Origin of the sequence: Allobosea sp. UNC402CLCol (assembly GCF_000745475.1) — a bacterium.
Lineage (GTDB): Bacteria > Pseudomonadota > Alphaproteobacteria > Rhizobiales > Beijerinckiaceae > Allobosea > Allobosea spartocytisi.
On the sequence record NZ_JQJJ01000009.1, the window covers coordinates 712,999 to 732,976 of the forward strand.

The 19,978-nt window shown below is 67.2% G+C and carries 19 protein-coding genes; 8 read left to right on the forward strand and 11 right to left on the reverse strand.

Annotated features, from left to right (window positions below; translation table 11 throughout):
- Nucleotides 1-32: 32 nt before the first annotated feature.
- Complete coding sequence (locus tag GY40_RS10605; RefSeq protein ID WP_038361626.1) at nucleotides 33-1,409, reverse strand: aspartate aminotransferase family protein; 1,377 nt, start codon at nucleotides 1,407-1,409, stop codon at nucleotides 33-35.
- Nucleotides 1,410-1,423: 14 nt separating this feature from the next.
- Complete coding sequence (locus tag GY40_RS10610; protein WP_038361629.1) at nucleotides 1,424-2,275, reverse strand: GNAT family N-acetyltransferase; 852 nt, start codon at nucleotides 2,273-2,275, stop codon at nucleotides 1,424-1,426.
- Between the two features lie 321 nt (nucleotides 2,276-2,596).
- On the opposite strand from GY40_RS10610, the gene GY40_RS10615 reads away from it, so the two are divergent.
- Both GY40_RS10615 and GY40_RS10620 read left to right on the forward strand, forming a co-directional pair.
- Nucleotides 2,597-3,265, forward strand: coding sequence for a haloacid dehalogenase type II (locus GY40_RS10615; RefSeq protein WP_038361632.1), 669 nt, complete (start codon nucleotides 2,597-2,599; stop codon nucleotides 3,263-3,265).
- A 13-nt stretch (nucleotides 3,266-3,278) separates the two neighbouring features.
- Nucleotides 3,279-4,556, forward strand: coding sequence for an NAD(P)/FAD-dependent oxidoreductase (locus GY40_RS10620; RefSeq protein ID WP_038361634.1), 1,278 nt, complete (start codon nucleotides 3,279-3,281; stop codon nucleotides 4,554-4,556).
- 222 nt (nucleotides 4,557-4,778) lie between these two features.
- Here the strand turns inward: GY40_RS10620 and GY40_RS10625 are convergent, their stop codons facing one another.
- The 7 genes from GY40_RS10625 to argE form a co-directional block, all read right to left on the reverse strand.
- Nucleotides 4,779-5,798, reverse strand: coding sequence for an amino acid ABC transporter substrate-binding protein (locus tag GY40_RS10625; protein WP_038361637.1), 1,020 nt, complete (start codon nucleotides 5,796-5,798; stop codon nucleotides 4,779-4,781).
- A gap of 84 nt (nucleotides 5,799-5,882) precedes the next feature.
- The gene (locus GY40_RS10630; RefSeq protein WP_038362528.1) at nucleotides 5,883-7,337 is read right to left on the reverse strand and encodes an NAD-dependent succinate-semialdehyde dehydrogenase; all 1,455 of its coding nucleotides are present in this window, start codon (nucleotides 7,335-7,337) and stop codon (nucleotides 5,883-5,885) included.
- 20 nt (nucleotides 7,338-7,357) lie between these two features.
- Nucleotides 7,358-8,401 carry a tartrate dehydrogenase gene (locus GY40_RS10635; protein ID WP_038361639.1) on the reverse strand — a complete coding sequence of 348 codons (1,044 nt, stop codon included), beginning with the start codon at nucleotides 8,399-8,401 and terminating at the stop codon, nucleotides 7,358-7,360.
- 12 nt (nucleotides 8,402-8,413) lie between these two features.
- Nucleotides 8,414-9,877, reverse strand: a complete 1,464-nt coding sequence (locus tag GY40_RS10640) for an aldehyde dehydrogenase family protein (RefSeq protein WP_038361641.1) — start codon at nucleotides 9,875-9,877, stop codon at nucleotides 8,414-8,416.
- Nucleotides 9,878-10,100: 223 nt separating this feature from the next.
- Nucleotides 10,101-10,457 (reverse strand): cupin domain-containing protein, encoded by a 357-nt coding sequence (locus GY40_RS10645; protein WP_038361643.1) that lies wholly within the window; start codon nucleotides 10,455-10,457, stop codon nucleotides 10,101-10,103.
- 37 nt (nucleotides 10,458-10,494) lie between these two features.
- Complete coding sequence (locus tag GY40_RS10650; RefSeq protein WP_038361645.1) at nucleotides 10,495-11,418, reverse strand: 2-hydroxyacid dehydrogenase; 924 nt, start codon at nucleotides 11,416-11,418, stop codon at nucleotides 10,495-10,497.
- Nucleotides 11,419-11,441: 23 nt separating this feature from the next.
- A complete protein-coding gene (gene argE / locus GY40_RS10655) occupies nucleotides 11,442-12,575 on the reverse strand; it encodes an acetylornithine deacetylase (protein ID WP_038361647.1) in 1,134 nt (377 codons plus the stop codon).
- Nucleotides 12,576-12,783: 208 nt separating this feature from the next.
- Between argE and GY40_RS10660 the strand changes: the two genes are divergently transcribed.
- The 4 genes from GY40_RS10660 (at nucleotide 12,784) to GY40_RS10675 (ending at nucleotide 16,603) form a co-directional block, all read left to right on the forward strand.
- Nucleotides 12,784-13,662 (forward strand): GNAT family N-acetyltransferase, encoded by an 879-nt coding sequence (locus tag GY40_RS10660; RefSeq protein ID WP_038361649.1) that lies wholly within the window; start codon nucleotides 12,784-12,786, stop codon nucleotides 13,660-13,662.
- A gap of 69 nt (nucleotides 13,663-13,731) precedes the next feature.
- Entirely contained in the window at nucleotides 13,732-14,124 is a 393-nt protein-coding gene (locus GY40_RS10665) for a hypothetical protein (protein ID WP_156115917.1), read from the forward strand.
- Nucleotides 14,125-14,453: 329 nt separating this feature from the next.
- Nucleotides 14,454-14,966, forward strand: a complete 513-nt coding sequence (locus GY40_RS10670; RefSeq protein WP_038361653.1) for a YcnI family copper-binding membrane protein — start codon at nucleotides 14,454-14,456, stop codon at nucleotides 14,964-14,966.
- A 47-nt stretch (nucleotides 14,967-15,013) separates the two neighbouring features.
- The gene (locus GY40_RS10675; RefSeq protein WP_156115918.1) at nucleotides 15,014-16,603 is read left to right on the forward strand and encodes a copper resistance CopC/CopD family protein; all 1,590 of its coding nucleotides are present in this window, start codon (nucleotides 15,014-15,016) and stop codon (nucleotides 16,601-16,603) included.
- A 311-nt stretch (nucleotides 16,604-16,914) separates the two neighbouring features.
- Here the strand turns inward: GY40_RS10675 and GY40_RS10680 are convergent, their stop codons facing one another.
- Entirely contained in the window at nucleotides 16,915-17,211 is a 297-nt protein-coding gene (locus GY40_RS10680) for a YciI family protein (protein ID WP_038361656.1), read from the reverse strand.
- Between the two features lie 165 nt (nucleotides 17,212-17,376).
- On the reverse strand, nucleotides 17,377-18,165 hold the full coding sequence (locus GY40_RS10685) for an IclR family transcriptional regulator (protein WP_038361658.1): 789 nt from the start codon (nucleotides 18,163-18,165) through the stop codon (nucleotides 17,377-17,379).
- Between the two features lie 95 nt (nucleotides 18,166-18,260).
- On the opposite strand from GY40_RS10685, the gene GY40_RS10690 reads away from it, so the two are divergent.
- Complete coding sequence (locus GY40_RS10690; RefSeq protein ID WP_038361659.1) at nucleotides 18,261-19,022, forward strand: SDR family NAD(P)-dependent oxidoreductase; 762 nt, start codon at nucleotides 18,261-18,263, stop codon at nucleotides 19,020-19,022.
- Between the two features lie 9 nt (nucleotides 19,023-19,031).
- The gene (locus GY40_RS10695) at nucleotides 19,032-19,976 is read left to right on the forward strand and encodes a polysaccharide deacetylase family protein (RefSeq protein ID WP_038361661.1); all 945 of its coding nucleotides are present in this window, start codon (nucleotides 19,032-19,034) and stop codon (nucleotides 19,974-19,976) included.
- Nucleotides 19,977-19,978 lie beyond the last annotated feature (2 nt).

Here is a 19,978-nt window from a genome sequence, read left to right on the forward strand (position 1 = left end):
CCCATCCTCCCCGATGCCCTGAAGGCCGGCGTTCACGCCATCGCGGCGCGCACATCCGGGTCGGCCAGCGTCTCGTCGAGGGTCTTGCGGGTCCGCTCCACGATGGCGTCGATCTCGGCCTCGGTGCAGCACAGCGGCGGCGCATAGCCCAGCACGCCGTTGCCGAAGGCCCGGATGACGAGGCCGTTGTTCCAGGCGCGGTCGAAGACGCGCTGGGCCGGCGCCGAGGCGGCCGGCAGCGGCGTCTTCTTCGCCTTGTCGGTCACCAGCTCGACGGCCGCCAGCATGCCGCGGCCGCGGACCTCGCCGACGAGCGGATGGTCGCTCAGGCTCTCCAGCCCCGCCATCAGCCGCGCGCCGGCCTTGCGGCCGTTCTCCAGCAGGCCGTTTTCATAGAGCCGCAGCACTTCGAGCCCCACCGCCGCACTGACCGGATGGGCCGAATAGGTATAGCCATGGCCGACCGCCGCGGCGCCGGAGCCGTCGGCGATCACGTCATAGACCTTCTGCGACATCAGCACCGCGCCCATCGGCACATAGCCGGAGGTGAGCCCCTTGGCGGTCGTCATCAGGTCCGGGACGATGCCCTCGTCCTCGCAGGCGAAGAGCGGGCCGGTGCGGCCGAAGCCGGTGATGACCTCGTCGGCGACGAACAGGATGTCGAGCTCAGCGCAGAGGTCGCGCATCGCCTTGACCCAACCCGGCGGCGGCACGAGGACGCCGCCCGAGCCCTGGATTGGCTCGCAATAGAAGGCGGCGACGCGTTCGGCTCCCCCGACTTCGTCGACCTTGGCCTTCAGTGCCGCGAGCGAGGCGGCGATGACGGCGGCCGGATCGGAGCCGACGGGATTGCGATAGGTATAGTGCGACGGAATTTTGTGCTGCCAGTCATAAGGCACGCCGAAGCCGGCATGGAAGGCGGGCAGGGCGGTGAGGCCGGCGCCGACGGTCGAGGAGCCGTGATAGCCCTGCTCGATCGAGATGAACTGGTCCTTCTGCGGCTTGCCGCGCGCCTGCTGGTAGTAGCGGATGAAGCGCACCGTGCTGTCGACCGCGTCCGAGCCGCCGAGCGTGAAGTAGACGCGCTTGAGGTCGCCCGGCGCACGCTCGGCGAGCTCGGCCGCGAGCCTGATCGCCGGTTCGGAGCCCAGGCCGAAATAGCCCGTGGCATAGGCGAGCTCGCGCATCTGGTTCGCCGCGGCTTCGACGATGCTCTCCTGCCCGTAGCCGGCATTGACGCACCACAGCCCGGCGAAGCCGTCGATGAGCTGACGGCCTTCGGCGTCGGTGATCGTCGCGCCCTTCGCGGAGCGCAGGACCCGCACGCCCGCCTTCTCATGGCCGCGATAGGACGCGACAGGGTGGATCCAGTGGTCACGATCGAGCTCGATCAGCGAATTGCTCAACATGGCGGTTCTCCAGTTTATCCGAGCGCCTGGCTGGCCAGGGCGAAGGGTTTGGCGGGTCCGGACGGCTGCCGGCCAGTCGTGTTGCGGTCCATGACGATGCCGCCGCCGACGCCCACGAGGCCCCGCGCGGAAAGCCATGGCGAAAGCTCCCGCCATTCGGCGGTGTCGACGCGCAGGAAGGCGCCCGGCCGGCTGGCGATCAGGAAGCTCATGAGGCTCTGCGCCTGTTCCAGGGTCTTCGCGACGACCGGGCCGATCACCTCGCCGCGGCCGAACGGGCGCAGCGCGGCATAGCCGACGATCCGGCCGGCTTCGCGCAGGACCACCATTCGCCCGGCCTCGGTCAGGAGCCTGAGCAGAGGGCGGCGCTCCATTCCCAGCGCCTCGAGATCGAGCGCAGCGATAGCGGGGAAATCCTCCGGACCGGCCCAATCCAGCTCGCTGGCATCGTTCGCCGCATCGGCCGGCAGCGGCGTGGGGATGCCCTGGTGCTGGCGGATCTCGTGGGTCGCGTTGAACCCCAGCTTCTCATAGAGAGGCAGGCCGTCCGCAGTCGCGGTGAGGCGGCATTCCCGCGCGCCGCAGGCTTGCAGGACGGCATCCATGAGCTTCCGGCCGAGGCCCCGCCCGCGCATGTCGGCTGCCACGATCACCGTGTTGACGGTCGCGTCATCGTCCCCGAACGGCGTCAGCATCGCGGTGCCGACCACGGCATCGCCCTGGAGCGCGACGAAGCCGTGGCTGAGGGCCAGGAGCATCGCCCAGTCCTCGCGCCGATGGGGCCAGCCCGCCTCGCGCGAGAGCAGAACGGCGCCGTCGAGATGGCGTTCGTCGAAGGCGACGAGATCAATCGTTTTCTGGTCCATGATGCTTCGCTTCGTATCCTCTGCATCATGGATAGGCGGTGCGCCGGCGCAGTTGCTCCCGAGGAACGGCCCGGCACGATATCTTCGGCCGTGGGAATGCGCGCCGACCGCATGGAATGCCACGACGGGTGCCGAAGCGCCGGCAATCGGGAAGCGACGTCGGCCGGCAAGATGATGCAGGCGGAACTCTCTGCCATGGTCTCATGGACGGACGGCAGTTTGTGCTTCCTGCCGCAGGCAATGCGGTGCTCGCGCCGTTCCGGCCCCGGCTATGATCCTCGCTGACGGACGCAACCGTTTCGCCACAGGGGATTTCCGCAGATGACCGCCTTCAGGCCCAAATTCGTCACCTTCGACTGCCACGGCACGCTGATCTATTTCGCGATGGATAAGGCCGCGCGCGCGCTCTACGGCGAAAAGCTGGACGAGCCGGCGATGCGGACCTTCATCACGGATTTCTCGGCTTACCGGCTCGACGAGGTCCTGGGCGACTGGAAGCCCTATGAAGACGTCGTCTACAACGCGCTGGAGCGGACCTGCCGACGCAATGCGGTCGCCTTCCGCCCCGAGGATGCACGCTGGATCTACGAGCAGGTGCCGACCTGGGGCCCGCATCCGGACGTGCCGGCAGGCCTCGCCAAGGTGGCGAAGGAAATCCCGCTCGTCATCCTGTCCAACGCGCAGAATGACCAGATTCCGCATAATGTCGCCCGGCTCGGCGCACCCTTCCATGCCGTCTACACGGCCGAGCAGGCCCGATCCTACAAGCCGCGCATGAAGGGCTTCGAATACATGTTCGACATGCTGGGTTGCGGCCCGGAGGACGTCTGCCACGTCTCCTCCTCGTTCCGCTACGACCTGATGACCGCGCATGACCTCGGCATCAAGAACAAGGTCTGGGTCAATCGCGGCCACGAGCCGGCGAACCCCTATTACGGCTATGTCGAGATCAAGGACATCGGCGGGCTGCCGGGCGTCTTCGGCCTCTGAAGGCGCGGGACCGATGCAGTTCAAATCCTATTGGCACGACACGGCGGCGCCCTTCACCGGCGCCGCCGAGGGGCCGGTCGAAGGCAGCTATGACGTCGCCGTGATCGGCGGCGGCTTCACCGGGCTCGCCGCCGCGCGCCAGCTCGCGATGGCCGGCGCGAAGGTCGTGGTGCTGGAGGCGCACAGCGTCGGCTATGGCGCCTCGGGCCGCAATGGCGGCCATCTCAACAACGGCCTCGCCCACAGCTTCATCGCCGCTAAATCGGCGCTGGGCACCGAGCGCGCGGTCGCCCTCTATCGCGCCTTCGACGATTCCGTCGACACGATCGAGCGCATCGTTGCGGAGGAGGGCATCGACTGCGCCTTCCGGCGCGCCGGCAAGCTCAAGCTCGCCTCCAAGCCCGAGCATGTCGCCGGGATCGCGCGGAATTTCGAGGTGCTGCATCGCGAGGCCGATCCCGATACCGCCATGTTGAGCCGGGCCGACCTCAAGGGCGAGATCGGCTCCGACGCCTTCCATGGCGCGATGCTCTCCAAGAAGAGCGCGATGATGCATATGGGCCGCTTCGTCGCCGGCCTCGCCATGGCGGCGGTACGGCACGGCGCCGTCATCCATGAACATGCGCCCGTGACGGAGCGACGGCAGGAGGGCGGCCGGCATGTGCTGGAGACGCCGCGCGGCAGCGTCTCGGCAAAGGAGGTGCTGGTGGCGACCGGGGCCTATACGGCCGGTCCCTTCTCCTGGTTCCGCCGGCGCATCGTCGCCGTCGGCTCGTTCCTGATCGCGACGCGGCCCTTGAGCGCGGCCGAGGTCGCCATGACCATGCCGGGCAATCGCACCGCGGTGACCTCGCTCAACATCGGCAACTACTTCCGCCTGGCGCCGGACAATCGGCTGATCTTCGGCGGGCGGGCGCGCTTCTCCGCCACGTCGGACCAGACCTCCGACGCCAAGAGCGGCGCCATCCTCAGGGAGAGCCTTGCCCGGATCTTCCCGCAACTCGCCGATGTCGAGATCGACTATTGCTGGGGCGGCCTCGTCGACATGACCAAGGACCGCTATCCCCGCGCTGGCTACGAGGACGGCGTCTGGTATGCGATGGGCTATTCCGGCCATGGCGCGCAGATGTCGACGCATCTCGGCATGATCATGGCCGATGCGATCCTCGGCCGGCCCGATCGCAACCCGCTGAAGGGGCTGTCCTGGCCGGCGGTGCCGGGCCATTTCGGCAAGCCTTGGTTCCTGCCGCTGGTCGGCTACTACTACAAGATGCTCGACCGCATTCAGTGAGCGCGGAGGCCTGCGGGCCCAGGACGACCTCGCGATCAATCGCGGGGCGTCGGCCGATGCCAGCTCTTTGGTCTCGACATTTGATCGATCGTCGCAGGCATGGTGGAACGCGGATGGGCACGCGCCGGAACAGGTTCCGGCGCGTGCCCATGTTCGTCGTTGCGGCAATGGCTCATCCGGCGTCGCAAGCTTCGCGGGATCTCAAAATGCCGCCGGCGTCCTTCAGCGGACCGGTGGGGCGTATTGCAGGCCGCCCTCGGTCCAGAGCGCGTTCTTGCCGCGGGCGATCTTGAGCTCCGAGCCCTGGCCGACGCTGCGCTCGAAGGATTCGCCGTAGTTCCCGACGAGCTTGACGATGCGGTAGGCCCAGTCGTTGGTCAGGCCGATGCCTTCGCCGAACTTGCCCTCGGCGCCGAGCAGGCGGCGGATCTCGGGATTGTCCGACTTCAGCATCTCGTCGACATTCGCCTTGGTGACGCCGAGCTCCTCGGCGTTCAGCATGGCATCGAGCGTCCACTTCACCAGGTTGAACCATTGCAGGTCGCTGCTGCGCACGACCGGGCCGAGCGGTTCCTTCGAGATCAGCTCGGGCAGCACGACGGCCTCTGTCGGATTCACCAGCTTCAGCTTCAGCGCATAAAGGGCGGAGGAATCGTCGGTCAACGCATCGCAGCGGCCGGATTCGAAGGCCTTGATCGCCTCGTCGCCCTTATCGAAGGTGACGGGCTCGTACTTGATCTTGTTCTTGCGGAAATAGTCGGCGACGTTGAGTTCGGTCGTCGTGCCCTGCTGCAGGCAGATCGAGGCGCCGTCGAGCTTGCGGGCGGTGTCGATGCCGAGCTTCTTCTGCACCAGGAAGGCCTGCCCATCGTAATAGTTCACGCCGGCGAAGGTCAGGCCGAGCGTGGTGTCGCGCGACATCGTCCAGGTCGAGGTGCGCGAGAGCACGTCGACCTCGCCGCTCTGGAGGGCGGTGAAGCGGTCCTTCGAGGAGAGCGGCGTGAACTTGACCTTCATCGGATCGTTGAAGATCGCGGCCGAGATCGCGCGGCACAGATCGACGTCGAGGCCGGCCCATTCGCCCTTCGCATCGGGAATTCCGAAGCCGGCGAGACCGGGGCTGACGCCGCAGATCAGGTCGCCGCGGCTCTTCACCGTGGCGAGCGTCGTGGTCTGGGCCTGGGCCGGCGCGATGACCACCGACAAGGTGAGCGCCAATAGTGCGGAAGTTATGGTTTTCACGGTAGTTCCCCTTGTTTTGTCAACGTTGCGAAGCTGACCTGGTTGAATTGGGCGTGGAATTGCTGTGGCTTGCCTTGCTGCCCGTCAAAGCCCGCCGATATGGAAGGCCTTGACCTCGAGATATTCCTCGATGCCGAGCTGCGAGCCCTCGCGGCCGAGGCCCGACTGCTTGACGCCGCCGAAGGGGGCGACCTCCATCGAAATCGCGCCGGTGTTGAGGCCGACCATGCCGAACTCCAGCGCCTCGCCGACGCGCCAGGAGCGACGGATGTCCTGCGTGAAGAAATAGGCCGCGAGCCCGAAGGGCGTGCCGTTGGCGATGGCGAGCGCCTCGTCCTCGCTGCGGAAGCGGAAGAGCGGCGCGACAGGCCCGAAGGTCTCCTCGCTCGCCAGCAGCATCTGCGTCGTGGCCCCGCCCAGCACGGTCGGCGTGGCGTATTGCTTGCCATTGGGCATGTCGGCGGCGCTGGCGAGGCGCTTGGCGCCCTTCGACAGCGCGTCGTCGACATGGCGCTCGATCTTCTCCAGCGCGGCGGCGTTGATCATCGGGCCGATATCGATGCCCGCCTGGGTGCCGGGGCCGACCTTCATCGCATTGACGCGGGCCGACAGCTTCTCGGCGAAGCGGTCGTAGATGCCGTCCTGAACCAGGATGCGGTTGGCGCAGACGCAGGTCTGGCCGCCATTGCGGAACTTGGAGGCCAGAACACCGTCGATGGCGATGTCGAGATCGGCGTCGTCGAAGACGATGAAGGGTGCGTTCCCGCCCAGTTCGAGGCTCAGCCGCTTGATGCTGTCGGAGGCCTGCTTCATCAGCAGCGCGCCGACGCGCGTCGAGCCGGTGAAGGAGATCTTGCGGACCGCGAGATTGCCTGTCAGCTCGGCGCCGATCTCGGTCGGCATGCCGGTGACGATGTTGATCACGCCGGCCGGAATGCCGGCCCGCTCGGCCAGCACGCCGAGCGCCAGGGCCGAATAGGGCGTCAGCTCCGAGGGCTTGATCACCACGGTGCAGCCGGCGGCGAGAGCCGGCGCGACCTTGCGGGTGATCATCGCGTTCGGGAAGTTCCAGGGTGTGACAATGCCGCAGACGCCGACCGGCTGCTTCAGCACGAGGATGCGGCGGTCGGCCGTCGGCGCGGGAATCGTCGAGCCGTAGATCCGGCGGGCTTCTTCCGCGAACCATTTCACGAAGGAGGCGCCGTAGCGGATTTCGCCGCGCGATTCGGCCAGCGGCTTGCCCTGCTCGGAGGTGAGGATCAGCGCCAGATCCTCGATATGTTCGAGCATCAGCGCATGCCAGGCTTCCAGCAGCGCGGCGCGCTCGGCCGGGGTTTTGGCCCGCCAGCTTTCGAAGGCCGCCGCGGCGGCATCGATGGCGGCGCGAGTCTCAGGTTGGCCGGCATCCGGAACCGTGCCGAGCACGGCTTGCGTAGCGGGGTCGACGACGTCGAGCGTGCGGCCCGAAGCCGCGCCGTTCCACTGGCCGCCGACCAGGCAGGCTTCCCGCACGAGGCCGGGATCGCGAAGGCCTTCGATGGTCATGTCGTGCTCTCCTGTCAGCCCAGCGCCGCGAGGACGGCGCTGGTGATCTCGTTCGTCTTGTGCTCGCCCGGCTTCGTGCCGATGCCGCGAGCGGTGGCGGCCTCGATGGCGCTGATCACGGCTGCGGCCGCAGCCGGCTCGCCGAGATGCTCCAGCATCATCGCGCCCGACCAGATCGCCGCGATCGGATTGGCGATGCCGAGATGGGCGATGTCCGGCGCGGAGCCATGCACCGGCTCGAACATCGAGGGCGCATTGCGCTCCGGATTGATGTTGGCCGAGGCCGCATAGCCGAGCCCGCCCTGAATGGCGGCTCCGAGATCGGTCAGGATGTCGCCGAAGAGATTGGAGGCGACGACCACGTCGAGGCTCTCGGGCGCCATCACCATCCGCGCCGCCATGGCGTCGATATGGTAGTTCGCGACCTCGACATCGGGGTATTCCGCCGCGACCAGGGCGGTGATCTCGTCCCAGAACACCATCGAGTATTTCTGCGCGTTCGACTTGGTCACCGAGGCGAGCTTGCCGCGGCGCTTGCGCGCCTGCTCGAAGCCGAAGCGCAGGATGCGCTCGACGCCCTTGCGGGTGAAGATCGCGGTTTCGACCGCGACCTCGTCGGCGGTGCCGTTATGGACCCGCCCGCCCGCGCCGGAATACTCGCCTTCGGTATTCTCGCGGATGCAGAGAATGTCGAAGGCGCTCGCCCGCAACGGCCCCTCGACGCCCGGCAGCAGCCGGTGCGGCCTGATATTGGCGTATTGCACGAAGGCCTTGCGGATCGGCAGCAGCAGCCCGTGCAGCGACACCGAATCCGGCACGCGTTTCGGCCAGCCGACAGCGCCGAGCAGGATCGCGTCGTAGCCGCGCAGCGTCTCGATGCCGTCGGCCGGCATCATCGCGCCGGTCTTCTCGTAGAAGTCGCAGGACCAGGGGAAGCTCGTGCCGTCCAGCGAAAAGCCGGCGCCGCGTGCCGCCTTGCCGAGCACCTCCCAGGTCGCCTCGATCACGGCGGTGCCGATGCCGTCGCCCGGGATCAGGGCGATCTTGTATGATTTCACGGGATGGTCTCCTCAGACGGCGATCAGGACGCTCTTGGATTTGCGGTTCGCGAGATAGGCTTCCCGGCCGAGATCCTTGCCGAGGCCGGACTGCTTGTAGCCGCCGGTCGGCAGGATGTGGTCGCGCGAGCGGCCATAGCGGTTGACCCAGACGGTGCCGGCCTGCAGCCGGTTGCTCAGCCGCAGGCCGCGCGACAGATCGCGGGTGTAGAGCCCGGCGCAGAGTCCGTAGGTCGGATGGTCGGCGAGCGCCATCGCCTCGTCCTCGTCGCGGAAGGTCTGCACCGTCAGCACCGGGCCGAAGATCTCTTCGGTGATGGCCGGCGAATTCGCCTCGAGCCCTTCGAGCAGGGTCGGCGCGTAGAAATAGCCCTCGCGGTCGAGGCGCGAGCCGCCGGTCCTGCACCGGGCGCCGTGCGCGACGGCGGCATCGACGATGCCGGCCATGCGGCCGATCTGGCGCTCGGAGATGATCGGCGAGTAGGCGCTGGCCTCGTCCCAGGTCGGGCCGGGCTTGATCTCGCCCATCTGCTTGAGGATCAGCCCGACGACCTCCTCGGCCACGCTCTCCTCGACGACGAGGCGCGAGCCCGCGACGCAGGCCTGCCCACCATTGGCGAGAATGCCGCGCGCCACGGCGCCGGCGGCGAGCGCGATATCGGCATCGGCGAAGACCACCTGCGGGCTCTTGCCGCCGAGCTCCAGCGTCATCGGCTTGATGCCGGTGCGGGCGATGTTCTCCATGATCGCGGCACCCGCGCCGGTCGAGCCGGTGAAGCTGACCTTGGCGATGCCGGGATGGCCGGTGATGGCGGCGCCGGTCGTGCGCCCGTCGCCGAGCACGATGTTGATCAGCCCGGCCGGCATCCCCGCGCGGACCGACAGCTCCGCCAGATAGAGCGTCGCGAAAGGCGTCATCTCGGAGGGCTTCAGCACCACGGCATTGCCGGCGGCGAGCGCGGGGCCGAGCTTCCAGGCGGCCATCGAGATCGGGAAGTTCCAGGGCGTGATCGCGCCGACCACGCCATAGGGCTCGGTTGCGATCAGGCCGACGCTGTCGGCGGCGGTCGGCACGAGGTCGCCGCCTTCCTTGTCGGCGAATTCGGCGAAGAAGCGGATCTGCTCGACGGTGATCGGGATGTCGAACTTCAAAAGCTCGGCGATCGGGCGGGTCGAGGCGACGGCCTCCATCCGGGCGAGCGTCACCGCTTCGGCCTCGATCAGATCGGCCCAGCGGTGAAGCGCGTTGACGCGCTCGCGCGGGCGCACCGTGCCCCAGCCGCTGGTCTTCAGCGTGCGCTTGGCGGCCTCGACCGCGCGGTCGACCAGCTCGGCCTCCGCAACGGGACAATCGGCGAAGGCCACGCCGTCGGAGGGACGATGCAGCGCGATCCCGCCCGTCGCGGGCACACGCTCGCCGCCGATGAAATGGGCGCGCGGCAGGTCGATGGTGGCGGGGTCGAAGCTCAGCGACACGAGGGCGGTCTCCGAAAACGGGGCAGCGGCGAAAGCCTAGCGCCCCTGCGCCCGCAGGTGACGCTGGGACGCCGCCCCGGCGCGACGGGAAATCCCGTTTGCGCGGACCGGGACGGCGGATTCTTCGGCGGCTGGAGCAGCGGGCCCAACAGACGGCCCGAAGAGACGGGCCCATGAGATGGATCGCCGCTTCGTGCCGCTCGGGACGTGCGGCGATCCGGCGTCAGCCGACGACGACGTAGATCTTCCGGACGGTCTCGATCGTCTTCCAGACGCCGACATAGCCCGGCTTCATCACGAAGCTGTCGCCGGCCTTGAAGAGGCGCGGCTCCTTGCCTTCCTCGGTCAGCTCCACCACGCCTTCGAGGATGTAGCAATATTCGAAGGTCTCGCCCTTGATCGAGCGGTTCGTGCCGGGCGTGGCCTCCCAGACACCGGTGTTCACCGTGCCGTCCCGCGACGCGTCCTGCGCCCAGGTCGTGTAGTCGGGGTCGCCCGCGAGCAGGCGATCCGGCGGACATTTGGAGCGCTTGGTGGGCTCGCCGGTGGGGGCAAGGTCGAGCTTGACGAGGAGCGACATGGGTCTGCCTTTTGCTGGGTGGGGAAAGGGAAACGGGTCAGTAGCCGCGGCTGCGGTCGACGAGGCCGAGCGGCGGCAGGCCGGAGCGGTGGCGGCGAATGTTCTCGATCACCGCCTTGGCCGCGGGCTCGGGCTCGACCTTGCTGGCGATATGCGGCGTCAGAAGCACCTTGGGGTGGTTCCAGAACCGATGCCCGGCGGGCAGGGGCTCGGGCTCGGTGACGTCGAGCACGGCGCCCGAGAGCCGGCCGCTGTCGAGCGCGTCGAGCAGGGCCTCATGGGCGAGATGCTGGCCGCGTCCGACATGGACGAGCCCGGCGCCGGCCGGGAGCTTCGCGAATAGCTTGGCATCGAGGATGCCGGTCGTCTGCGGCGTCAGCGGCAGCAGGCAGATCAGAATGTCGGTCTCGGCCAGCATGGCGGAGAGACCGTCCTCGCCATGGAAGCACCGCAGGCCGTCGATCGATCGCGGCGAGCGGCTCCAGCCCGAGATCGGGAAGCCGAAGGGCTTGAGGCGTTCGATCACGGCCGTGCCCATCATGCCGAGGCCGAGCACGCCCACGCGGCGCGCCGTCGCCGGGGTGAGTTCATGCGGCTGCCAGAGCGCCTGCTTTTGCTGGGCGAGATAGAGCGGCCATTGCCGATGCAGGGCGAGCACGCCGAGTGTGACGTATTCCTGCATCATCTTGGTGATGCCTTCCTCGACCATTCGCACCACCAGGACATGGGACGCCAGCCCTTCCGTCTTCATCTGGTCGATGCCGGCCCCAATGGAGAAGAGAACCTCCAGATTGGTGAAGCGGGCGAGATCGTCGGGCGCGGTCCAGGTGATGAGATAGCGGATTTCGGCCGGATCATAGGCTTCGTTGCTGCGGATGAAGCGGATCTCCGGCAGCGCCTCGGCGAAGCGCGCGGCGAACACCTGCGCACGCTCCTCGGTTGAGTTGAACAGGAAGGTCAAGGCAGTCTCCGGGGAAAGAGATGTCAGCGGCCGGGCCGTGTGAATGCGGTGCAAAGCCGTTCGAGCAGCCGCGCGCAATCGGCGAGCTCGCCGCGCGTGATGTATTCGTCGGGCCTGTGGGCCCGGGCGATGTCGCCGGGGCCGCAGATGATCGCGTCGATGCCGGCCGCCTGATAGAGCCCGGCTTCCGTGCCGTAGCTGACGGCCGGGAGAGGCTCGGTGCCGGTCACCTCCGCCAGCATCCTGGCGATCGGCGCCTGCGCCGCGAGCGACAGTGCCGGATAGCTGGCGATCTCTTGCCAGTCGGTGGCGAATCCACGCGCCTCGAGGCCGGCGAGAGCCGCCCGCACCGGTTCGAGCAATGCCGCCGGCGAGACGCCGGCGATGGCGCGCGCCTCGATCTCGATCCGGCAGCGATCCGGGATGATGTTGAGCGCTTCGCCGCCGCGAACCGTGCCGATCTGCAGGGAGGAGTAGGGCGGCTCGAACACCGCATCGAGAGGCCCCGCCTGCAGATCGGAGGCGGTCTTTTCGGCCGCCGCGATCACGGCGCCCATGGCATGGATGGCGTTGAGGCCGAGCTCGGGGCGTGAGGAATGGCCGGAGCGGCCGTGAATCTCGACGCGTGCCGCCGCCTTGCCCTTATGGGCGAGGATCGGCCTCATCCCGCTCGGCTCGCCGATGACCGCGGCCTCCGGCAGCGCGCAGAGCGAAGGCAGTTGCGCGATGAGATGCGGCACGCCGCGGCAGCCCGCCTCCTCGTCATAGGAAAAGGCGATATGGACCGGCCGTGCCAGCTTCATGCCGGCGAGCGCAGGCACGATCGCGAGCGCGGCGGCCAGGAAGCCCTTCATGTCGCTGGTGCCGCGGCCGAACAGCTTGTCGCCTTCGGCCCGCAGCAGGAACGGGTCGGAACTCCATTGCGGTTCCTCCGCCGGCACGACGTCCATATGGCCGGAAAGAATAAGCCCCGGCACGTCGCGCGGGCCGATCGTGGCGAAGAGATTGGCCCGGTCGCCCTCCGGGCCCGGCAGGATCTGCGCCGTGACGCCGAAACGGGCGAGATAGTCCGCGATCCAGCCGGCGATGGCCGCGTTGGGGCGCCCGACGATCGAGGGAAAGCGGATCAGCTCCGTCAGGATGTCTTCCGGCGTCACGCGCTGCTCCGGAGTGGTTATGGTTCCGGCAGGGTAGGGCGGTCGGCGCGGCGGTCGCGTCTGTTCTGCGCTGCGGGGCGGTCATCTATGCCGAATCGCGGGCAAAGAACGGTGCTTCCTGTGGCGCGATTGCGTTAGAAACGATCGGTGCTCGACCGTCGTGCCCGAGGGCCCGGTCGTGCAAGTGCCGGAGGCTGCGATTTTGGAGATGATCGCCCAACTGCATCTCGATGCCTTCAAGATCACCCTGCGGGACATCGGGGAGATCGACGTCGCGCAGCTTCACGCGCTTTCGGTCGCCGTCGGCTGGCCGCATCGCGATAGCGACTGGCGCGTGCTGCTCGATCTCGGGCAGGGCATCGCGGCGGTCGATGAGATCGGGCGCGTGGTCGGGACGGTGATGTGGCAGCGCTACGGCGCCGGCTTCACCATGGTCGGCATGCTGATCACCTCGCCGCGCCTGCAGGAGCACGGCGCCGGCCGCTGGCTGATGGAACGGGCGCATGAGCTGAACCCGGGTTCGGTCTTCGGCCTCACCGCCACGCATGCGGCCCGGCGGCTCTACCGTTCCATGGGCTACGGCCATGAGCAGAAGATCCTGCAATGCCAGGGGCAGGTCGTCGGCAGCCCGCCTCCTGTCCGGGTCGAAGGAACGGTTCGCGCCATGCGGGCCGAAGACCGTGAAAGCCTGCTGAGCCTCGACCGGGCGGCGACGGGGTGCGACCGGTCCGCCGTGTTCCGGCGCATCCTGCCGGTCTCGAAGGGGCAGGTGCTCGTCCGCAACGACGAGGTCGTCGCCTTCGCGCTCTGTCGCCGCTTCGGGCGCGAGCGCGTCATCGGCCCGGTGATCGCCTCGGCCCAGGAGGACGCGATCGCCGTCTGCCAGCCCTTCGTCGAACTCCATGCCGGCAGCTTCCTGAGGGTCGACACGCCTGCCAGCCACACGGCCTTCGTCGATTTTATCGTCGCCAGCGGCATGCAGATCTATGACAGCGTCACCTCGATGGGGTTGGGCCGGGCGCCCTATGCCCCGGTCGATCCGCACGGGCCGCGCCGCATGGCGCTCGCGAGCCAGGCGCTCGGCTGATGCGGTGCGACCGCAAGGCCGTTTGACGCCATGCGCGACGGTGCTATCGAGGCTGCGGAGGTCGATGCCTTGAGCCGACGCAATGGATCACGGATCAGAAGCTGGGTCGCGCTGTTCGCGGCCTATCTGCTCGTGCTCCAGGCGCTGTTCGCCGGTTTTGCGGCCGGCGTCTATGCCAATGCGCTCTCGCTCGATCGGACCCTTGTCCTGACCCATTGCTTGCCGAGCGGGGACGCTCCGGCCGGTGGCGATCACGACAAGTCGCAAGCCCATGCCGGCATGAGCTGTTGCACGGCCGGCTGCCCGATGCTCGCCGGGGCCGATCCGGTCCAGCCCGCATTCGCGCTCCTCACGCAGCGGCCGGCCGATCAGGTCGCCTTCATCCGCAGGCTCGACCGGCCCGTCGGTTTCCTCGCCGATCATTCGCCCGGCAATCCGCGCGCTCCTCCCGTCCGCGCCTGAGCCGCCGTCCGGCGCTCTCCCGCGTCCGTGACGACTGATGTCAGCCTGTGCCGTCGGACGTCGTGACGCGCTTTCCGCCCGACCCGACGCCGTGACGGCGCGGATTCGGGCGTCATCCCATCCCACCCTCTGCTTCGCCTCGCGGGCTGCTTCGCGACCGGCGCGCACGCTTTGGCGCGACACGTCGTCGGGCGGGCTGCGGCCCGGTCGAAGGGTTGGCGCGATGCTGCCCCCGAATCTCCGTCGCTTCCGATTTTTCCGATCCGGCAGGCCGCGTGCCTGCCGCAACCCGGCCGCCAGGGCGGCCTCAACCATCAAGGATACATGTCATGAAATATCTTCTCGCCGTCGCGGGCCTGCTCGCCGCCGGGCCGGCGCTCGCTCATATCACGCTGGAAAACCAATCCGCCCCGGTCGGCTCGACCTACAAGGCGGTGCTGCGCGTTCCGCATGGCTGCAAGGGTGCGGCGACCACGAAGGTTCGCGTCCAGATCCCGGAAGGCGTCATCGCGGTGAAGCCGATGCCGAAACCCGGCTGGACGCTGGAAACGGTCAAGGGCAGCTATGCGAAGCCCTATGACTACTACGGCACGCCGACCTCGGAGGGCGTCAAGGAAGTGGTCTGGAGCGGCGGCAAGCTACCTGACGAATTCTATGACGAATTCGTCCTGCGCGGCTATCTCGCCAAGGATCTGAAGGCCGATGCCACGCTCTACGTGCCGGTCGTCCAGGAATGCGAGGGCGGGGCCGTCGAGCGCTGGATCGAGATCCCCGAAGCCGGCAAGTCGGCGGACGACTACAAATTCCCGGCTCCCGGCGTGAAGCTCACCCCCGGCAAATAATGATAGCGGCGGCGGAGCGCCCGGCGCTCCGCCGCAAGGATAAGCCCATGATGACCCGGCTCCTGCGATCCCTGCTGCCGATCCTCGTCCTGCTGGCCTGCGCCGGAGCGCCGGGCCGGGCGCTGGCGCATGCGGCCTTGAACAACGCGACGCCGCCCGACGGCAGCGTGCTGGCGGCGGCTCCGAAGCAGATCGAGCTCGTCTTCAGCGAGCCCGTCTCGCCGCTGGCGCTGCGGCTGATCGGCCCGGACGGCAGCGCCCGCAACCTCGGGCGCTTCGTTCTGAAGGACAGGACGGTCGTGATCGAGGCGCCTGCCGCGCTTCCGGGCGGCACCCATGTGCTGAGCTGGCGCGTGGTGTCGGAGGACGGGCATCCGGTCGGAGGATCGGTGGTGTTCTCGATCGGCGCCCCGAGCGGCGCGGCGGCGGATCTCGGCGAGCAGGCCGATTCCGGCGTTCGCACGCTGGTCTGGCTCAGCCGCTTCGGGCTCAATCTCGGCCTGTTCCTGGGGTGTGGTGCGGCTGCGAGCCGGGCCTGGATCGGGCCGCTTGCCGGCGGGGCCGGCCGCTTCGCTGCCGCCATGATGGGGCTCGGCCTGTTCTGCCTGCCCGTTGCGCTCGGCGCGCAGGGGCTCGACGCGCTCGGTGCGTCGATCGGGGCGTTCTTCCAGCCGGCGGTCTGGCGGGCGGCCGCGGCCACCAGCTATATCTGGACGATCCTCATCGCGGCCATGGCCTTGGCGAGCGCGCTCATCGGCTTGTCGCGGCCCGGCGTCCGCGCCGCCGTCACCGGCCTTCTATCTGTCATGCTGGTCGGGCTTGCTCTCGCAAGCAGCGGCCATGCCAGCGCGGCCCAGCCGCAATGGCTCATGCGCCCCGCCGTCTTCCTGCACGCGAGCGCGATCGCGCTTTGGGTCGGAGCGCTGCTGCCGCTCGCCTTGGCTCTGCGCGGTGAGAACGGCAGGAGCGTGCTGCGCCGGTTTTCCGGCCGCATCGCCTGGATCGTCGCAGCCTTGCTGCTCAGCGGGCTGGTTCTCGCCTGCGTGCAGGTCGAGAGGCCGGCTGCGCTTCTCGCGACGGCCTATGGGCAAGTCCTTCTCGCCAAGCTCGCCCTGGCCGCGGTCGCCTTCGCCTTGGCGGGTTTCAATCGCTGGTCGCTGACGCGGCGCGTGGAGGCCGGCGACATCCCGGCGGCGCGCGCCATGAGGCGTGTCATCGCCGTCGAGCTCGCGGTGCTGGTCGCCATCCTCGGTATCGTGGCGCTCTGGCGCTTCACGCCGCCGCCGCGCGCCATTGCGATGGTGCGGGCGCAGCCGGCCTCGGTCCATATCCACACCTTGCCGGCGATGGCGGACGTCACGGTCACGCCCGGCCGGGCAGGGCCGGTCATCGTCACGGTCGTGCTGATGGACGGTGAGTTCGGACCCCTCCTGCCCAGGGAACTCACCCTCAGCTTCAGCAATCCGGCGGCCGGCATCGAGCCGATCGAACGACCCGCCCGTCTCGGCCCGGACGGCATCTGGCGGACCGAGGCCTTCAGCCTGCCGGTGCCGGGCCGCTGGCACGTCGAACTGGAGATCCTGATCTCCGATTTCGAGATGCGCCGGATCGGGGACGCCATCGTCCTGCGGCCGTGAACTTGCCGTCCCTGCGCCTGTGCAGCGCTGCTGTGGGAAATGCGAAGTTTGTCGGCGCGCGCCTTTGTAAGATTTTGATATCGTTGATTTTAATTTTCGACATTCCAGGGGGAATATGTCGGCATTTGAGGCTATAGTCCGTCGGCATTTTCTGGCTGGCCAATGCGTTCAGCCGATCCGTCGCTCGGGCAACAGGGACGAGATCGTGGCCACGGGCGGCTAGACGGCGTGCGTGCACAGTGCCGATGCCGGGTTATCAGGGCGACGGCCATGGTGACGTAGCTTTTACGTTGCAGTCGTTCGCCGGCGCGTCAGCCGCGCGAACGCATCTGCATCATCGAATAATGCTCGTAATGGCCGACCCCGGCCTTTACGATCGGATCCTCAGCGGTCAGCGCGGCGATGTCGGCGTCATCCTCGATCTCCCACAACGCGACGCCATAAGGGCCGGCGGGATCGACGACGGGGCCGTGCGCCACGATCTGACGGGTTTCGCGCAGCTTGGTTTGCCAGTCGCCATGCTGCTTAAACAGCGCCTTCTCGTCATCGGTTATGGTCTGGAGAAAATCTGCACGAGGCGGAATCCACTTGGTCAGATAGGCTTTCATAGGGGCACTCCTTGGTGATCGGAAAGGGCGAGCCGCTCAAGCACTCGGGGCGTTTCTGCCAGATCGTTTTTGTGGGCGGGGATGACAGCGGCGATGGGCGTGCTCAGGATCCTGCTTAGCGGGCGCCAGCTGCGCAATCCCACATGCTCCGGTACGTTCGACATTTCATAACGGTGGCAGCACCGGTTGATCCGGATAACCTTTATGGCCAAGGCGTGCGCTTATGCGATTGGCGCCATCCTTGAGTAGATCCGCAAGCTCGCTCGCGCGGGAGTGATATCGCAGCGTCACAACGCCAAGGTTGAGCGCCGCTATCACCTTGCCCTCTCTTCCCCAAATGGGTGCGGCAAGTCCCGTCGAACCGGTGACGTGCTCTTCGTCGCTAACCGCGATGCCTTCCGCACGGATCGTCTCGAACATTCCCCGGATCGCGTCTGGGTCGGTAACCGTCTTGGGTGTCCTTGGGATGAGGTTCGCCCGCGCAAAATATCCGTCGGTGAGAGCCGGATCCCAGTGAGCCAGCAGGACCCGGCCAGTGGCCGAGCAGTACGAGTCGGAGAGGCCGTCGAGCTCGATGTCGTAGCGTACAGCCTGACGGCTGACGCATTTGGCTATGCGCCGGCAATCGCCTCTCGCGGTTAAGACCGCCAGCATCACGGTCTCGCCCGTCTCGTCACGAAGCTGTTCCATGATCGGGTGCGCCGCCGAAAGAAGGCGGGCTTCGAGCGCGCGCGAGGCCGATTGATGGCGACTGGCATGGACAAGCACGTATCGCTCGGTCGCGTCCTGAATGGCGTAGCCGCGTGAGACCAGGGTCTGCGCCAGGGCATGAGCGCTGCTCTTCGGGAATCCCAGAGCCGCGACGATCTCCTTGAGCTTCACGGGTTCGGAGCAGCCTGCAAGATATTCCAGCAGGTCCAATACGCGCGCCGCAGACTTGACCTCGGTGTTCATGGACGTGAACCGAATCTCTCTTGGCGAACCAATTTGCCGGCGATAGGCTCTCCCTTAATCAAGAGGAAATCAACACTCTTGAAAGAGGGTGAGCCATGAATTCGAGCAACGCCGCGCCTGTGGCGATTGTCACGGGCGGCGCGCGAGGTATCGGGCGCGCTTGCGCGCTGTCTCTCGCGCGGTCTGGACTGGATGTTGTGCTTGTTGATCTGTTGTCGGACGAGCTAAAGCGCACCGCTGACGAGATAAGATCCCTCGGTCGTCGTGCGTTGGCTTTTCAGTCGGACGTCATTTTCAAGGAAGAGGCGAGCCGTATAGTTTCGGAGGTCGTCGCGCAGTGGGGCCGCGTGGACGTCCTCGTGAACAATGCCGGCAAGGGGATGCCGAAGGGCATCTTCGAGATCACTGAAGCCGAGTTCGACCACGCGATCGCTCTCAATCTGAAGAGCTGCTTCAACTATATCCAGGCTGTCGCGCCGATCATGCAGCGTCAGGGAGCTGGGCGCATCGTCTCGATGTCGTCACTGAATGCGCATTCTGGTGGTGTGACGGCCGCCGTCAGCCGGTTTGCTTATGCTGCTGCCAAGGCCGGGATCATCGGGATGACCCGCGCTCTCGCCAAAGAGCTCGGCCCGGAGATCCTTATCAATGCCGTCTGCCCCGGCATCATCGAGACCGAAGTCGGCAACACACTGACCCGAGCCCGCGGCCCCGCGATTGCCAATGCCGGTATCGCGCTGAAGCGAATGGGCAAGCCCGATGACGTGGCAGAGCTCGTCACCTTCCTAGCAACCTCGAACCCCTGCTTCATCACGGGCCAAGACATCGTGGTGGATGGGTTCCAGTTCAATCGCTGAGTGCATCCGATGAACGTCACGCTGCCCCCCGACACCAAGCCCTGGACATGGAGTGAGGAGACCTGGCGGCAGGTGGTGAACCATGTCCGGGCAGGGCGGTCGCTCAAGCCTGGCGTTTGGAAGAATGGCGCCAAGTTCGCCGTCGCCCTGTCCTTCGATTCCGATCACGAGACGAACGAGCTCCGGGAGGGCGGGCGCTCTTACTCGAAGCTGAGTCAGGGGCAATACGGCAATCGCTCCGGCATTCCCCGTATCCTTGCTACTCTTGCCCGTCACGCGGTCCCGGCCAGCTTCTTCATGCCGGCCGTCGCTGCGCTCTTGCATGACGTGGAAGCCCGTTCAGTGGCGGATGCCGGACATGAGGTGGCGATCCATAGCTGGATCCACGAGCTCAACTCGGTGCTCGACTACGATACGGAGCGCGATCTGGCGCTGCGCGCCCGCGACACCTTGACCAAGCTCACTGGCCGGGAGCCGAAGGGCATGCGGACCGCGTCATGGGATTTCAGCCCGTGGACGCTGAAGATCGTGCGCGAAATGGGGTTGCTCTACGATTCCTCATTGATGGCGGATGACGAGCCCTACGAGCTTCTCGACGAGGGGCAGCCGTCCGGGATCGTGGAGTTGCCGGTGGAGTGGATCCGGGACGACGCCGTCTATTTCGGCATGGATCGCTTCAAGGGGCTGCGCCCTCACAGCGGGCCGCCCATGGTGCTCGACCTCTTCCTGCGGGAGCTCGACGTCGCTGCGGAAGAAGGCGGGCTGTTCCAGCTGACGATGCACCCGCACATCATCGGGCACCGCTCGCGGATTTTCATTCTCGACGAAGTGATCAGGGCGGCGAAAGCAAAGGGCTCCGTCTGGTTCGCGACGCATGAGGAGATTTGCCGCTATTGCGCTGATGAAGCCGGTCTTGGCGCTCCGATCCCGTCAGCCACCACCAGTCGGAGCTGACG